This is a genomic window from Marinobacter sp. NFXS9 (assembly GCF_040148665.1).
Classification (GTDB): domain Bacteria; phylum Pseudomonadota; class Gammaproteobacteria; order Pseudomonadales; family Oleiphilaceae; genus Marinobacter_A; species Marinobacter_A mangrovi.
The window spans coordinates 14,371-29,333 of sequence record NZ_JAGDDW010000017.1 but is presented as its reverse complement, the minus strand read 5'-3'; the positions used below and the strand labels follow the sequence as shown (position 1 = coordinate 29,333).

Annotated in this window: 9 protein-coding genes; 1 reads left to right on the top strand and 8 read right to left on the bottom strand. The window is 64.4% G+C overall.

Annotated features, from left to right (window positions below; all coding sequences use genetic code 11):
• Positions 1-75: 75 nt before the first annotated feature.
• The 8 genes from J3364_RS19880 to J3364_RS19845 all read right to left on the bottom strand — a co-directional run bounded on the left by J3364_RS19880 (position 76) and on the right by J3364_RS19845 (position 13,546).
• Entirely contained in the window at positions 76-1,716 is a 1,641-nt protein-coding gene (locus J3364_RS19880) for a DUF1302 domain-containing protein (protein ID WP_349559901.1), read from the bottom strand.
• A gap of 161 nt (positions 1,717-1,877) precedes the next feature.
• Entirely contained in the window at positions 1,878-2,759 is an 882-nt protein-coding gene (locus J3364_RS19875) for a crotonase/enoyl-CoA hydratase family protein (protein ID WP_349559900.1), read from the bottom strand.
• Entirely contained in the window at positions 2,756-5,182 is a 2,427-nt protein-coding gene (locus J3364_RS19870) for a CaiB/BaiF CoA transferase family protein (RefSeq protein ID WP_349559899.1), read from the bottom strand. Before J3364_RS19870 ends, J3364_RS19875 begins: the two co-directional genes overlap by 4 nt.
• Before the next feature lie 128 nt (positions 5,183-5,310).
• Positions 5,311-7,737 (bottom strand): LuxR C-terminal-related transcriptional regulator, encoded by a 2,427-nt coding sequence (locus J3364_RS19865; RefSeq protein WP_349559898.1) that lies wholly within the window; start codon positions 7,735-7,737, stop codon positions 5,311-5,313.
• A gap of 247 nt (positions 7,738-7,984) precedes the next feature.
• Positions 7,985-8,788, bottom strand: a complete 804-nt coding sequence (locus J3364_RS19860; RefSeq protein ID WP_349559897.1) for an enoyl-CoA hydratase-related protein — start codon at positions 8,786-8,788, stop codon at positions 7,985-7,987.
• A gap of 79 nt (positions 8,789-8,867) precedes the next feature.
• Positions 8,868-10,157 carry a 3-hydroxyacyl-CoA dehydrogenase NAD-binding domain-containing protein gene (locus tag J3364_RS19855; protein WP_349559896.1) on the bottom strand — a complete coding sequence of 430 codons (1,290 nt, stop codon included), beginning with the start codon at positions 10,155-10,157 and terminating at the stop codon, positions 8,868-8,870.
• A 10-nt stretch (positions 10,158-10,167) separates the two neighbouring features.
• Entirely contained in the window at positions 10,168-12,324 is a 2,157-nt protein-coding gene (locus tag J3364_RS19850; protein ID WP_349559895.1) for a 3-hydroxyacyl-CoA dehydrogenase NAD-binding domain-containing protein, read from the bottom strand.
• Positions 12,325-12,340: 16 nt separating this feature from the next.
• Positions 12,341-13,546, bottom strand: a complete 1,206-nt coding sequence (locus J3364_RS19845) for an acetyl-CoA C-acetyltransferase (protein ID WP_349559894.1) — start codon at positions 13,544-13,546, stop codon at positions 12,341-12,343.
• Positions 13,547-13,784: 238 nt separating this feature from the next.
• Here J3364_RS19845 and J3364_RS19840 point away from each other — a divergent pair, with 238 nt between their 5' ends.
• Positions 13,785-14,951, top strand: a complete 1,167-nt coding sequence (locus J3364_RS19840; RefSeq protein ID WP_349559893.1) for an aromatic ring-hydroxylating oxygenase subunit alpha — start codon at positions 13,785-13,787, stop codon at positions 14,949-14,951.
• The last annotated feature ends 12 nt before the right edge of the window (positions 14,952-14,963 follow it).

Genomic DNA, 14,963 nt, shown 5'->3' with positions numbered 1-14,963 from the left:
CCCTCACCAGGGTTGCGAAAAACGGATTCACACCAGCCTCCTGGGGGGGGGGGTAAACAGGCGGGCCCGGAACACCTAAAAGAGGGTCTGTGCAGTGATCGAAATCCAGTCGCGGTCGTTGAGCATGTAGGGGCCATTACCGCCCGCGTACTGAGTCAGCCCGAAGTCGTTGACGATCGTGTCTCCGGTATGCGCACGCGATCCGATGTACTCGACCTTCAGCGTGTGTATCGATCTGTATTTCGCCTGCAACCCGATGGAGAATTTGTAGGAGCCCTGCGCGGTGCCACCGAGCACACCCGGATTGCCCTTCAGGCCGGCAGTAATGCTGGTCGGCATACTCATATCCACACCCGGAAAAGTCTGTATCCACTCCGGCGTGAAGGACAGCGCCAGCGCCGTGGCGCTGCGGGTGGAGCAGCCGTCCCACTTATCACCCGCGCATCCCTGGTAGCCCTCACCGTTGTAGAGCGACTTATTGGTACCGTCCACGGACAGCACCCGTGTGTGAGCGAGTTCGGCGGTAAGCGTCCCGGTTTCGTAGAACGGCGTGGTACCCAGGGGGACCAGTACGTTGGCCAGCACATTGACGATGTTGCCGGTGGCGCCGCGCTCGGGATCGTCGGCCATCACATTGGGCGTGCTGTTCAAGGCGGTACCGTCACGGTAGGACACCTCCAGCCCCAGACTGCTGTTCCCAAGCGGCATATCCACGCTGATCCCGAACAGATCGACGCCCTGATTATAAGAAAGAAAATAAGACGGCGCGCTACCATCGAGTTTGATCAGCGGCGCCCAGGGTTGCACCTCATCCAGCCTGCGGTAATAAAAACCGACCGTGGTGCCCGGTGTCGCCTGCCAGCCCAGGTTGACGCCAAAGTTGTCGGCGATTTCATCCGCCCGCCGGGTGGAACCACGCGGGATGCCGAGCATGCTTTCCGGCCCGGTGAACAGAAAGTCCGCCGCGCCTAGATAGGTGCCACCCTGGGGCAGGATATTTTCCGCACGCTCTAGGAAATACTGCATGCCGATATTGACCGAGGACGTCACCTGGGTACTCAGGTTCACCTGGTTCCTCGGGATAAACAGCGCCTTGGCCGGGGTACCCGGGGAAGCGGCGCCGGCGATACCATCCACGGCGCCCTGGGAATAGGAGATGCTCTGCATGGGGAAGAACAACCCGTTGCCCCAGTACTGAGTGTTGCGACCTACACGGGCGGTATAGGCACGACCGCCAATGAGATCCGAATACTGCACGAAGGCATCCAGAAGACGGCCACCACTGATGTACTCGTTCTTCACACCGCCGCTGTATTCACCGGATGGATAGGCGTTGGGCGCCGCCGCCAGATCCGGGTTGCTTTCCACATCGTCGTCGTACGCAAAATCATGCCACCCTTGCGCCGACAGCCGCATTGAGAGTCTATCGTTATAGGTGCCGCCCAACTCGGTCAACAGGTTGACCCGGTTGGTCACCACATCGCCACGATCCTTGAACTTGTAATCCGACTCATCATAGTTCGGATCGTTGCCGATCTTGTCATCGACATCCCGCATGCGGAAACCCAGATTGTAAGTCAGGGTGTTATCCCAATACCCACGCCAGTTGTCCGTTTCGAAGGTGGCCGCATGCCCCCCAACCGCCATCATCGCCATGGCGGGCAACAGGGCGAGACCCACGGCTGCACTGCCGGACATTCTCCAAGTAACGGTCATCAGTGGTTCTCCTTTTGTAATTGTTCTTGGAATCAATTAAAGCCCCACGCCGACGGTGGATACGGCCATCTGGAGCCAGAATCAACGTTACGGTATCGCCGCCTCCCTCCCCATCGTCGGATGCGACGATTTTCCAGGCGGTGGCGCACCGGGCGTAACGCTCAGGTAAAATCAGGCTCCTCACGCCAGTCGAAGCAACCGGGCATATCGGTCGAGACCCGGCAGGGGAACTCGGCCGGGCGTTTCTCCAGAAACGCGGCGATGCCTTCGCGCGCATCTGCCGAACGCCCCCGCTCCTGAACCACTCGGCTGTCCAGACAATGCGCGAGCATCGGATGCTCCACCGCGCTCATGCGCCAGATCATCTGCCGGGTCGCGGCCAGGGAAACCGGTGCGCTCTGCTCGATGAAACTGCGCGCCAGCTCCTTGGCCGCCGCCAGCAGCTGCTCAGGCGGATAGGTGGCCTGCACCAAACCCCGCGCCAACGCCTCGTCAGCCATCACCAGCCGACCGGAATAGCACCACTGCAGCGCCGTGGAGATACCCACGGCGCGGGACAAAAACCAGGACGACGCCGCCTCGGGAACAATGCCCCGGCGGGCAAAGACAAAGCCAAAGCGCGCCCGCTCCGAGGCTAGGCGCGCGTCCATGGCCAGTTGCAGCGTTGCTCCGACGCCCACGGCGGCACCGTTGACCGCGGCGATTATCGGCTTGAGGCTGCGGAAGATGCGCAGGGTAAGCAGCCCGCCCTCGTCGCGGAATACTCCGCCCTCCTCCGCTTCGTCGTAGTCGAAGGCGCCGCCGCCTTCGGACAGATCGGCGCCGGCGCAGAAAGCCCGCCCGTGGCCGCTGACGATGACCGCCTTGATGCGATCCTCGGCATCGGTGTAGTCCAACGCGGCCAGAAACTCCCGCACCATCTGCGAGGTGAATGCGTTGAGCTGGTCTGGGCGGTTCAGATACAGCACGGCGATGCCGTCCTCTATGCTTAAATCCAAGGTCTTGAACGCGGGGCTCGACATTTTCGCTTCTCTCTCCATCATGATGGGTTGTAGTCGCTCAACAGCCGCTCAATGTCCGCCGCCATCGGTTCCAACACCCCCTCGTCCACCAACTGTTCGATCACTGCAGCATCCAGGTCCAATATTTCCCGGGAGATCTCCCGGGTGTGCTGGCCCGGAAAGGGTGCTGGGCGGATGTCCGGTTCCGGCCAGGGGCCGATGGCGGGAACATTCTCGGTCGGCGTCGGTGCCGGCAGTCCCGGCTGCCGGAGGATCTTGAAGAAAACGCGGGCACTGAGCTGCGGATCGCTGGTCATCTCGTCCAGGCGCAGCATGTTGCCCGCCGGCACACCCGCCGCTTGCAGCCGGTCGCGCACGTCCACCGGCGAGCGCCGGCCGGTCCATTCGGCGATCCCGGCCTCCAACTCGGCGGCATGGGCGTGCCTGCCGGACGCACTAGCCAGTCGCGGGTCGGCCAGCCAGTCGCCGCGGTCAAGGGCCTCGCACAGCCCCCGCCATTGCCGGTCATCGCGAACGCTGATCACGCACCATTCATCGTCGCCGGCACAGGGGAACAAGGTGGCGAGAGACTCGCCGGCCGGGCGATTACCGAGCGGCACGAAGCTGCCCGGCCGCAGCGACTCTTCCAGAAACTGGCTGGAAAAAACCCCCAGAATGGTTTCGGCCTGGCACACGCTGACCTGCCCGCCGGCCCCGGTGCGCCGCCGGCGCACCAGCGCCGCCGCGATGGCGGCGGCGGAAATGCGCGCGGCAAAATGGTCCGGAAAAATAGTGGTGCTGTCGCTGTAACCTTCCGCCCGCCCGGGATAGCGCCAGAGCCAGGTGAGACCGGTGCAGGCCCGCACCAGCGGGCCGTAGCCCATACTCCTGCTCAGAGGACCATTATTCCCCAGGGCACTGCTGTCGGCCATGATCAGATCCGGTTTGACACGTGACAGGACGTCGTAGCCGATACCCAGTGATTCCAGTGTGCCGGGCTTGAAGTTGGAGAGCACCACGTCGCTGTCGGCCACCAACGACTTGAACAGGGCAACGCCACGCGGATCGCGCAGATTGAGGCCCAAGGAATGTTTGCCGCGCGAGCCCTGGGCGAAGGAAATGCTCATCGGCTGGCCATCCAGAGTCTGCCGCAGGCCGTCCGGGTAGGCGGTGCTTTCGATCTTGATCACCTCGGCACCCTGGTCAGCCAGAAGACGACCCAGTTCTGCGCCGGCAACGATCACCCCCAGGTCCAGCACCCGGATACCGGAGAAGGGTCGTCGTGCCGGGTCGCCGGTGGCCACCGGGGCGGGCGGCGGAGGCGTGGTCAGATTGCCCAACACCTGCGCCGTGTGCTCACCCAACGATGGCGCCGGCCGGCGGATACCGGTGGATCGACCGTCGATCTCGACGAAACCGCCGGGCACCCGCCCGGTAACACCGTCAGCGACGGACAGGTCGACGAAACTGTGACGGGCCTGGAAATGCGCATCATCCAGCACCTGGTCTGGGCTCGCCACGGCGGCAATCGGCACACCGCGCCGCTGTCCCTCGGCGACCAGATCCGCGGCCCGCTGGTCACGGAACAACTCGGCGATCAGGGCATTGATCTCGCGGATGACCTTGAAACGTCGGGCCAGACTGGCGAACGACGGATCGGTAAACGGATGATCGTCGCCCAACCAGTCGGACATCCCTCGCCATTGCCTGGGGTTAAGCAGACAGATACGCACCGCCCCGTCGCGGCAGGGAAAGATCGGATAACCTTTGCCCACCGGAGGCCGGCCGCGGGGCGCCAGCTCCAACGCGCTGCGCCCCCCCGCCGCGCTGCCGGTGACGCCCATGCCAGGGTCGAGAATCTGCAGCGTCGCCTCATAGGCGGAGAAATCGAAGCGACCGCCCTGCCCACCATTGAGCAGACTCCAATAGGCGCTCAGAGCCACCCAGGCCGCCTGTAGGGCTGCCGTTTCGACGGCCAGCTCTCCAGGCGGCAACAGTGGCTCACTGCCCTTGATACCGGAACGGGCCAGCACGCCGCCCATGGCCAACAACACAGCGTTAGTGGCGGAAAATCCAGCGTAGGGCCCCGTGCAGCCGAAGTCACTCAGATTCAGTACTACTTGATGCGCGCACGGGCGACGGTCCAAACCGCGATCACGCAACCAGCCCGGGGGAGCCGCGTCGAGAACGATCTCCGCCCGCTGCAACAGTTGCTCGAGCCTCCGCAAGTCCTCGGCGCCGTCCAGGTCCAGCTCGACGCTCAGCTTGTTGGCGTTGTGGCTGGCGAAATGCAGGCTGGCGCCCCGATAGCAGGGCGTTGCCTGCCTGGAGGCCAAGCCGCCGCGGGGTTCGACCAGGATCACCTCGGCACCCAGATCGGCCAGGAAGCGACCGCACATTTCCAGCTTGCCAAAAGTCAGCTCCACCACGCGGACACCTGACAATGGAAGATTTACCTTGTCCATCTTGCAGCCCTCTCATTGTTATTGGTGATGCAGCGCGGCGACACGACATGGGGCTCGCCGGCATACCCCGCGAGTATCCGCCAGGCCCGATCCGGCATTCCTCATCGGTTCAGACGATTTTGCTTCACTCAGGCGGTGATCAGTCCCTGGCGACGGGCAATCGCCAACGCCTCCAGGCGACTGCGCGCGTTCAGCTTGACGTTGATGCTGCGCAGATGGGTACGAACGGTGCTTTCCGAGACGAACAGGCGCCGCGCCAGATCGCCGTTGCTCTGACCGCCGGCGACCAAGGCCAAGACCTGGAGTTCCTTGTTGGTCAGGGCCACGGTCGGCGCCTCCGGTGCATCTTCCAGACCGCTACCCTCAACCAAGACTTCCCTTAAAGACGAGACCCCGGCGACCCCCTCGCTAGCCTTGAATGCCAACTTCAGGGCCCGGCGCCCCTCGTCGCGGAACGCCTGGCTGAGGCCGCGCGGGGCGGCGAACAACAAGGCGTCCTGCATGGCTCGCCGGGCGGCGTGCGGGTGCCCGTTCTGTTCCAGCGCCTGTGCCAGCAGGATGCGCAACGTCAGTGCACGGCGCTCGCGGCCGACCCGCTCGGCCTGCTCGAGCAGACCGGCCAGTTTCTTGTCCAGCCCTTCCGCGGCGTCGCTGGCCAGTGCCAGACGCACGCTCATCAGGTACCAGGTATCGGTGTCGCTGGAGGGGAAGTTGCAGCGCTGGACGAAGGCGTCCATCTCCGGGTCGCGGGCCGCCTCCAACCGCTCCCGCGCCAAGGCTAGGTCGCCCCGTACCAGCGCGCAGCGGACCCACTCAAGTCGCGCGCTGAACATCATTCGCGGCAGGCGGCGAGCCCGTCCCAGGCATTCCAGCGACGTCAGCGCATCCCGTGCGATGTCGTGATCGCCGCGCCGCAGTGCGATGCGCGCGTAAAGCTTGTGCGCCAGGATGATCTGATCAAGCATGCCACCCTGCCTGAGCAGCGGCAGATGCAGTTCGAGCAAGGTACCGGCCTGATCCAGCTCACCCGTTTCATAGAGCGCTACGGCATCGAGTGTCGCGACCAGGGAATTACCGCGTGCCCTCTCCTCCTCGCCCACTAGGCCGTGGCGGGCGAGACGCAAGTGGTCCCTTGCCGCCACGGTGTCGGCGCGCATCAGGCAGTGCATGGCCCGGAGCGAACGGGCGTAGGCGGCAACGAAACCACCCGATGCATCAGGCCGCGGCAAGCAACGGTCCAGGTGGGCCCCGCCGATCGCCAGGTCCTCCAGAAGCAGCCGGACCAGCGTCGCGGTGCATTGCCCCACGCCGGTCGAGAAACCATCCCCGACCGGCACCCGCTCAAACGCCGCCAAGCACAACCGGGCCTCGTCCACCTGATCGCGCATACTCAGCCAGGTCAACTCCAGTGCCCGCAGGGCCTGCGTGCCCTGCGTCGTCAACGGCCATTCCCGCAGGCGCTCGATCATCCTTTGAGCCGCCTGCTGATCCTTGCTGAAGAGCAGCGACCAGGCCAGCGTTAGGTGGACGCCGGGATCGTCACCCAGGGCCCCTTCCCGATCAAGCGCCGTCAGCCACCGTCTCAGCGAACGCATACGCCCCTGCAACAGAAGCGTCCGTGAGTGGCTTTTCAGTAGCCGCAGCAACAGGCTTCGATCACCCATCCGGTAGGCGTGCTCCAGGGCCGCCTCCGGTTCGCCTTCGGCGAGCAGCGTTTCCAGGGCCGCGCGATGCAACTCGCGAACCCGCAACGGTGAACGACTGCTATGGAGACGGCGCAGGGTCGACGCCAACGGCCGGGGGAAACGCTCGTGACCACGGATCAGTAGCCCGTGATCGACAACCAGTCGATGCAGTTGGGCCCAGCTGCCGGGTCGCCCGCGCATGCGATCGAGCAATTCGGGGCGCAGACGCCCCACCACCACGCTCGCCTCCAGGGCGAACGCCAGCAGCTCAGGGGCGAGGCTGTCGAGCAGTTCTTCCTGGAACCACTCCATCAGCAGCCGTTCCGGCTCCAGTGATTGGTCATCGGTGTCGCTGGCGCAGAGCAACGCCAGCACCGCCGGCCAGCCCTCGCTGAGACGCCAGACCGCCATCAACGAAGCGGCATCGAGGGAATGCCCACGCCGCCGCAGCGCCGCGCGCACTTCGTCCTGGGTGAACAGCAGGTCGGCCAGTTCCAATACCGGGCCGTCGGCTTGCCGCGCCATCAACCGCCGGCGACTGGCGATTACCAACTTTCCCCGCGGCGGCAGACTGACCAGACACTCCTCGAGCACCCGCTGATCCGCCCGTCCGAGCAGTTCATCGGCGTCGTCAACCACAATCACGAAAGACCGGGATCCCTTGGACAGGCGGGAAAATAACGCCAGCAGTGACGCCCGGATCGAACTGCCTCGCAGCGGCGTGGAGGCCAGCGACAATCGCGCCGTTGGCATCCGCGAGGCGAGGGCTTTCAGGGCTTGTTCGAGCAACACCGTCTTGCCACTGCCCGCGGGCCCCTGGATGAAGGTCACGGATTGATTCTCAATCCGTTCAAGCAGCGGTTGGAGCAACCGCGGCCTCTCCACAGTATGCAGCTCCATGGCACCAAACAGGCTGCGCACATCGTTGACTAGCCGCTCAGGACGGGGACCATCAGGTTTTCCAGGCATTGCAAAGACGATCAAGGCAAACTCCTCCGCCACCACCGGTGCTCGATTATTTTTTTTGTTTCGTCAGAGGCCTAAAATAAACCTAACGCCAGTAGGTATGCAATGCACCCCCACATCTCTTTTTTGCCGTGATCACTCCGATCAAACGTCAGTGAAAGACCGGCTTACGCTTCTCAAGAAACGCCGCCACCCCCTCCTGGAATTCGTCCCGAGCAATCAGCTCGCGCTGACGTTCGGCCTCGTACCGGAGCTGCTCGGGCAGGGACTGGCGATCAGCCAACTCCAGAGCCTGCTTCAGTTCGACGGCGGCATGCCGTGGCGCGGCGGCCAGCCGGGCGGCCAGCTCACGAGCCCGCGGCAACAGGTCATCATCCTCGACGCAGGACCAGATGGCACCCCAGTCGGCCGCTTGACCGGCGCTGATGCTTTCGCCCAGAAGAAACGCGGCGCGCGCCCGGGCATCGCCAAGCAAGCGCGGCAATAGCCATGTCGCCCCCATATCTGGGACGATGCCCAGGCGCGGCGAGAACGGCATCAGGAACCCCGCTGACCGGGCGGCAATCACGATGTCCGACGCCAGCGCCAGGCTTGCTCCGGCGCCCGCGGCGATGCCATTGACCGCTGCAATCACCGGGATCGACGAACGGCGCAACGCCAGAATCAGCGGGTTGGACTGTTCGACCATGGCCTGGAAGGTAGTTTCGGCCTGCTCCTGGCCATCCCCCTTCTCGCGAATGTCACTCAGGTCGGCCCCGGAACAGAATGCCCGCCCGGCGCCAGTGAGAATCAGCGCGCGCACCTGACTCTGGGTCTGCAGCTCGAGCAACACCTGGTGGATCTCCGCCTGCATCGGCGCGCTCATGCCGTTGAGGCTGTCCGGCCGGTTAAGTGTGAGGGTGGCGATGGCGCCTTCGGTGGAAAAGGTGATGTAGCGATACGAATCTTTCACCACGTGGTTTCCTTCTGATCGGGAGTGGACGGACCGGGCTGCCGGCCCGACGAAGAACAGCGACGGGTGGCGGGCATCCGGCTCATGGATTTTCCAGCGGGTCGTCGGCGTAAAATCGCCCGCCGTCGCGGGCTTTCTGGAGCAGCAATTCCGGCGGCTCGTAACTCGGTCCCAGGTGTCTGTAGCGCCGGCAGCGCGCCACCACTCGATCCGCGCCCAGCTCGTCAACATAGCGCAGCGCCCCACCCCGCCAGGCCGGGAAGCCGATGCCCAACAGCAGGGCACGGTCCAGTTCCTCGGCGCTGGCCACCACCTGCTCCTGCAGCGCATGCACAGACTCGACGATCATCGGCAGCATCAGCCGCTCCAGGATCTCACCGTCACCCGAGCTCCGGCGTGGGGGCATTCGCTCGGCCAATAGCTTGCGCGCCGCCGGATGGGGGCTACGCACCTGTCGTCCCTCGGCGTCCAGGCCATAGCGGTAGAACCCGGCTCCGCTCTTGCGTCCGAGCCAGCCCTCGCTGAGCAGCAGCTTGAACGCATCAGGGTCGACACCGGGCATGCGCTGTGGGTAGCCCGCGAAGATCAGGTCACAGGATTGGCTACCCACATCCAACCCCACCACATCCTCCAGGTAGGCCGGCCCCATGGGCCATCCGAACGCTTCGGCCACCCGGTCGATGCACGGGTAGTCCACGCCGTCGGCGAGCAGTTGCAGGAATGCATGGACGTAAGCCATCAGGATACGATTGACCAGGAACCCGGGGCCGTCACCCACAACGATGGGAATCTTGCCCATGGCCAGCGCCAGCTTGACCGCGGTCTGAATCGCGTAGTCGCTGCTCCGGCGGCCGCGAATGACTTCCACCAGTGGCATGGCCGGCGCCGGATTGAAGAAATGCAGGCCAGCGAAGTTCTGCGGTCGCTGCAGCGCCCCGGCCAGGTCGTCGATGCGCAGGGACGAGGTGTTGCTCAACAGTACCGCATCCGCCGCCAACAGCCCCTCCACCTCGCTGAGCACCTGATTCTTCACGCCCAGGTTATCGACCACCGCTTCAAGGACCACGGTCACGCTCTCCAACCCGTAGTAATCCAATTGCGGATGGATCGCCGCGCGCACCCGTCGCGCCCCGTCATCGTCAAGGCGACCCAAGGCGACCCTGCGCGCTAAAAGGTGGTCGACCTCGGCCAACGTGCGATCGAGGGCCTGCTGGCGAATGTCCTTTATTCGCACCGGCAGTCCGTTGAGGGCGCAGACACAGGCAATACCACGGCCCATCACACCAGCGCCGATGACGCTGGTGCGCACCAACTGATAGTTGCCGGGGGCAAAGGCATCGTCGCACTGGAGGTCAAGGCGAAAATCGGCCATGCCATCTCCTCTAGGCGGAACAGGAAGCGCGGTAAAACGCTTCGCCATCCGCCGCGCGTCGACGCAGCCAGGGCGACGGTAGGAAGCGTTCACCCCAGCGCTCGGCCAGGTGCTCACACTGTTCGACAAAGACAGCCGCGCCGATGGTATCGATATAGGACAGGACCCCGCCGGTCCAGGTCGGGTAGCCGATGCCCAGAGTCGAGCCCAGGTCGGCGTCGGCCGCTTCCCCGATCACCCCTTCTTCCACGCAGCGGGCCGCTTCCATTGCCTGGATGCTGAGGAAACGCAGGCGCAGCTCCTCCAGCGACGGCTGCTCGGGAGCGACTGGCCAATGCCTGGCCAGACCGGGCCAGAGGTGTTTGGCGCCGTCCGCCGGGTACTGGTAGAAACCACCGCCGCCGCGCCGTCCCGGCCGCCCCAGTTCTTGCACCATGGTGCGCACCAAGTCGATGGCGGCGGCGCGCTGGAAGCGCTCATCCAGACCCAGCTCGATGGCCTGCCGGTTGACCTTGAGTTGTAGTTCCAGCGACACCTCATCGGCGACCGCCAGCGGCCCCACCGGCATGCCGGCCTGGCGGGCAGCCTGCTCCACCAGCACCGGGTCGATGCCGTCTTTGACCATCAGAAATCCCTCGTCGACGAAGCTGCCGAATACCCGACTGGTAAAGAAACCGGGGCTGTCGTTGACCAGAATCGGGGTCTTGCGCAGCTGCCCGACGAAATCCATGGCCTGTGCCAGAGTCCCGTCGCTGGTGGTGTCGCCACGAATGACCTCCACCAGCGGCATACGCTCCACCGGGGAGAAGAAATGCAGGCCGATGAAGTCCGCCGGACGCGGGAATTCCGCGGCCAGGCGCGAGATCGGCAGGGTCGATGTGTTGCTGGCGAACACCGCGTCAGCCGGCATGGCGGCCACCGCCTTTCCGATTACCTCGGCCTTGACCGCCAGATCCTCGAACACCGCCTCAATTACCAGCTCGACCCCGGCCAGCGACGCATAGTCGGCCACGGGACGGATACGCGCCAGAATAGCCGTGGCCTGATCCTGGTCAAGGTGACCACGCGCCACGCTCTTGGCCAGGCCGGCGCCGATCCGTTCGCGGGCGGCCTCGGCCTGCACCAGGGAAGCGTCCAACAGTGTCACCTCGATGCCGGCGGCGGCGGCCACCCGGGCGACGCCGGCGCCCATCTGACCGGCGCCAAGCACGCCGATGCGGGCAAATTCGCGGGGTTCAAAACCCACCGGGCGGCGCACCAGCTTTTCCGCCGCCGACTTGTTGATGAACTGGGTGCGGATCAGGTTGCGTGCCACCGGGTCGGTCAGCAACTGAGCGAAATAGGTGCTCTCGATGCGCAAGCCGGCGTCGATGCCCACCACCAGGCCCTCGCCGACGCAGGAAAGGATCGCCAGGGGTGCCGGGTAGTTGCCGTACGAGGCCACATGGGCCTGGAGGATGGCCGCGGTCAGCGGCCCGCTGGGGAATGCCAACGACGCCAAGTCGCGCGACTTCCAGCCCTTGCGGTCCCAGGGCTGCCTTGCCTCGGGATTGGCCAGCACCCAGGACCTGGCCCGCTCCAGCAACTGCGCTGGCTCGGCCAGTTCATCGACAATACCCAGTTCCAGCGCCCGTTGCGGCGCCACCGGCTTGCCCTCGAGCAGCAACGGCAGCGCCTCGGCCACGCCAATCAGGCGCGGCAGGCGCTGGGTACCACCGCCACCGGGTAGCAGCCCCACCGTCACCTCCGGAAGCCCAACCTTGACGTCCGGATCATTGCTGAGCACCCGGTAGTGGGTACCCAGCGCCAGCTCCAGGCCACCGCCTAGGGCCAAGCCGCCGATGGCGGTGGCCACCGGTTTGCCGAAGGTCTCGATACGCCGGGTCAGACCCTGCAGGGAGGAGCTCTGCGCGCGCGCCTCGCTCCGGCTGATGCCCCGCTCGAAGGACTGTGCGAGCGCCATCAGGTCGGCGCCGGCAATGAAGCCGCGCGCCTTCGCCGAGTGGATTACCACGCCCTTGACCGCGTCATCCCCGGCCATCGAAGCGAACAACTGCTCCAGCTCACTCTGCAGCTGCGGGGTAAGAATGTTCAGGCTGCGCCCGGGCACGTCGATGCCGATCAGTGCCACACCATCGCCATCGATTTCATACTTGATGGTTTCCATCTTCGCTACTCCTCCATCAAAACCGTTCGATGACGGTGGCCGTAGCCATGCCCGCCGCCGCGCACAGGGTGATCAGCGCGCGCTTGCCGCCGCGCCGCTCCAGCTCATCGAGGGCAGTCCCCAGCAGCATGGCGCCGGTAGCACCCAGGGGGTGACCCATGGCGATCGCGCCGCCGTTGACGTTGACCCGTTCGTGGTCCACGCCGGTTTCGCGCATGAAGCGCAACACCACCGAGGCAAAAGCCTCGTTCACTTCGAACAGATCGATATCGTCGAAGCTGAGGCCCAGGCGCTGCAAAAGTTTAGCGCTGCACGGCGCCGGCCCGGTGAGCATGATGGTCGGCTCACTGCCGATCGACTGAAAACCGAGGATTCGACCACGCGGCCTGAGGCCCTCCTTGTCGCCGAAGGCACGGCTGCCGATCAGCACCGCGCTGGCACCGTCGACGATGCCTGACGCATTGCCCCCGGTGTGCACATGTTCGATCCGCTCCACCCGCGGATAACGTTGCTGAGCCAGCGCGTCGTAGCCGCTCGCGCCGAGCGCGGTGAAAGCGGGCCTGAGGCGCCCCAGGTCTTCCAGGGAGGTGCCCGGGCGCATATGCTCATCGCGCGCCAGTGACACCTCGCCGATCACATCGCACACCGGCACCACCGATTTCGCGAAGTATCCGTCCTCCCAGGCCCGGGCCGCCCGACGCTGACTCTCGACGGCAAAGCCATCTACATCCTCGCGGCTGTAGCCATCAAGCGTGGCGATCAGGTCAGCACCGATCCCCTGCGGGGTGTAGTAGGATTTCCAGTTGGTCTGCGGATCGGCGTACCAAGGGCCGCCATCACCCCCCATCGGAGTCCGCGACATGGATTCCACGCCGCCGGCCACCACCGCCTGCGCCTGCCCCGCCGAGACCACTGCGGCCGCCAGGTTCACCGCCTCCAGCGCCGAGGCGCAGAATCTGTTGATTTGTTGGCCTGGTACGCCTTCGGCATAGTCGGCGACGAGCGCCGCCAGGCGGCCGAGGTTGGCCCCCTGTTCACCAATGGGCGCCACGCAGCCAAGAATCACGTCGTCCACCCGAGCGGTGTCCAGGTCGTTGCGCTGGCGCAGAGCGGTGAGCGCCTGGGCCGCCAACTGAACAGGGGTTATTTGCGCCAGGGCGCCATCCGCGCGCCCCTTCCCCCGCGGCGTCCGGACGTGATCGTAGATATAGGCGTCAGTCACTGAGCAACTCCAACCAGATGCATGAAAGCCCCCCCCCGAAGGGAGAGCCACTGCGGTTTATGCTAGTCGGCTGCGCGGACCGCGCCTTCGTCGCTTCCGACGATTCGTGCTTGGTCACCCCAAAAAAACTGGAGCCACCAGGACGATGGGGCTTGAAATAAAGACGATACCGTGACAATAATCTAACGTCATTAGTTAAATGCTTCCAGAACAAAAATGACCAAAGAGGACGAGAGCGATGAGTGATGCAACTCCGATCTACCAGCGGCTGAGTGACCTGACTCCTAGCCAAATAGAGGATATCCACGCCATTCCTGCACATGGCGAAGCGGATGCACCCGCCATCAAGGCCACCCGGCCAACCGCGATCTTTCTTGACGAAGAGGTGTTCCGAAAGGAGAGAGAGAGCGTGTTCCACCGGCTGCCGGTGGCCGTCACCGTCTCAGCGATGCTGCCCGAAACCGGCACCCTGCTGCCCCATGAGGCGTATGGCGTACCGCTGCTGGTTTCCCGCGATCGCGAAGGCGTCGCCCACGTGTTCATCAACGCCTGCATGCACAAGGGCTCAACCTTGGTGACCGGCTGCGAATCGCAGAAAGGCGCCCGCATTACCTGTCCCTATCACGCCTGGTCCTGGCGCCTTGATGGCAAGCTGGCGGGCGTTGCCCGCGCGGAAACCTTCGAGTGCCTGAACAAAGCGGAGCGCAACCTGGTTGAGCTGCCCAGCCGGGAAACCGGCGGCATCATCTGGGCGATTCTCGACCGTGACGCCGAAGCCGACTTCAGTTTGCTCAACGACGAAATCGTCGCCGACCTCGACGCCCTCGATCTGGGCAGCCAGTATTTGTATGGGCGGAAAACCTTTCACCTGGAGTCCAACTGGAAGCAGGTCATCGAACCCTTCCTGGAGGGCTATCACGTGCAACGTCTGCACGCCAACTCCGTGGGACCACTGTTCGCCGACGTACCGACCGTGGTGAAACGCATTGGTGACCATATCCGGCAAATCTCCGGCAAGGTCGAATTCGCCCCGCAGGGCCTGGACAACGAAAAGAACATTCACAAGACCATCACTCATGCCTACCTGCTATTCCCCAACACGGTGGTGATTACCAGCCCGTATTACATGAGCGTGATGATCGTGATCCCAACGGCGGCCGGGAAAACGCAAGTCGACTACCACATGCTGACGCTCAACAAGGCGGACAACCCCAAGTCCGAGGCGCTCTACAAAACATCCTATGAAACCGTGCTGGGGGTGTTCGGCAACGAGGATTTCAAGGCATCGGAATGGTGCTTCAAAGGTCTGAAGACCGGTGCCCTCGACGACATCGAGGTGGTTTATTCCGGTCTGGAGCGCTGCATCCTGATGCAATACGAAACCCTTGAAAAATACATGGGCTGATGACGCGAGCCG

Excerpts from the sequence above, each read along its gene's own strand:
- J3364_RS19880 (WP_349559901.1), bottom strand. The coding sequence starts at position 1,716 with ATGACCGTTACTTGGAGAATGTCCGGCAGTGCAGCCGTGGGTCTCGCC.
- J3364_RS19875 (WP_349559900.1), bottom strand. The coding sequence starts at position 2,759 with ATGATGGAGAGAGAAGCGAAAATGTCGAGCCCCGCGTTCAAGACCTTG.
- J3364_RS19870 (WP_349559899.1), bottom strand. The coding sequence starts at position 5,182 with ATGGACAAGGTAAATCTTCCATTGTCAGGTGTCCGCGTGGTGGAGCTG.
- J3364_RS19855 (WP_349559896.1), bottom strand. The coding sequence starts at position 10,157 with ATGGCCGATTTTCGCCTTGACCTCCAGTGCGACGATGCCTTTGCCCCC.
- J3364_RS19850 (WP_349559895.1), bottom strand. The coding sequence starts at position 12,324 with ATGGAAACCATCAAGTATGAAATCGATGGCGATGGTGTGGCACTGATC.
- J3364_RS19840 (WP_349559893.1), top strand. The coding sequence starts at position 13,785 with ATGAGTGATGCAACTCCGATCTACCAGCGGCTGAGTGACCTGACTCCT.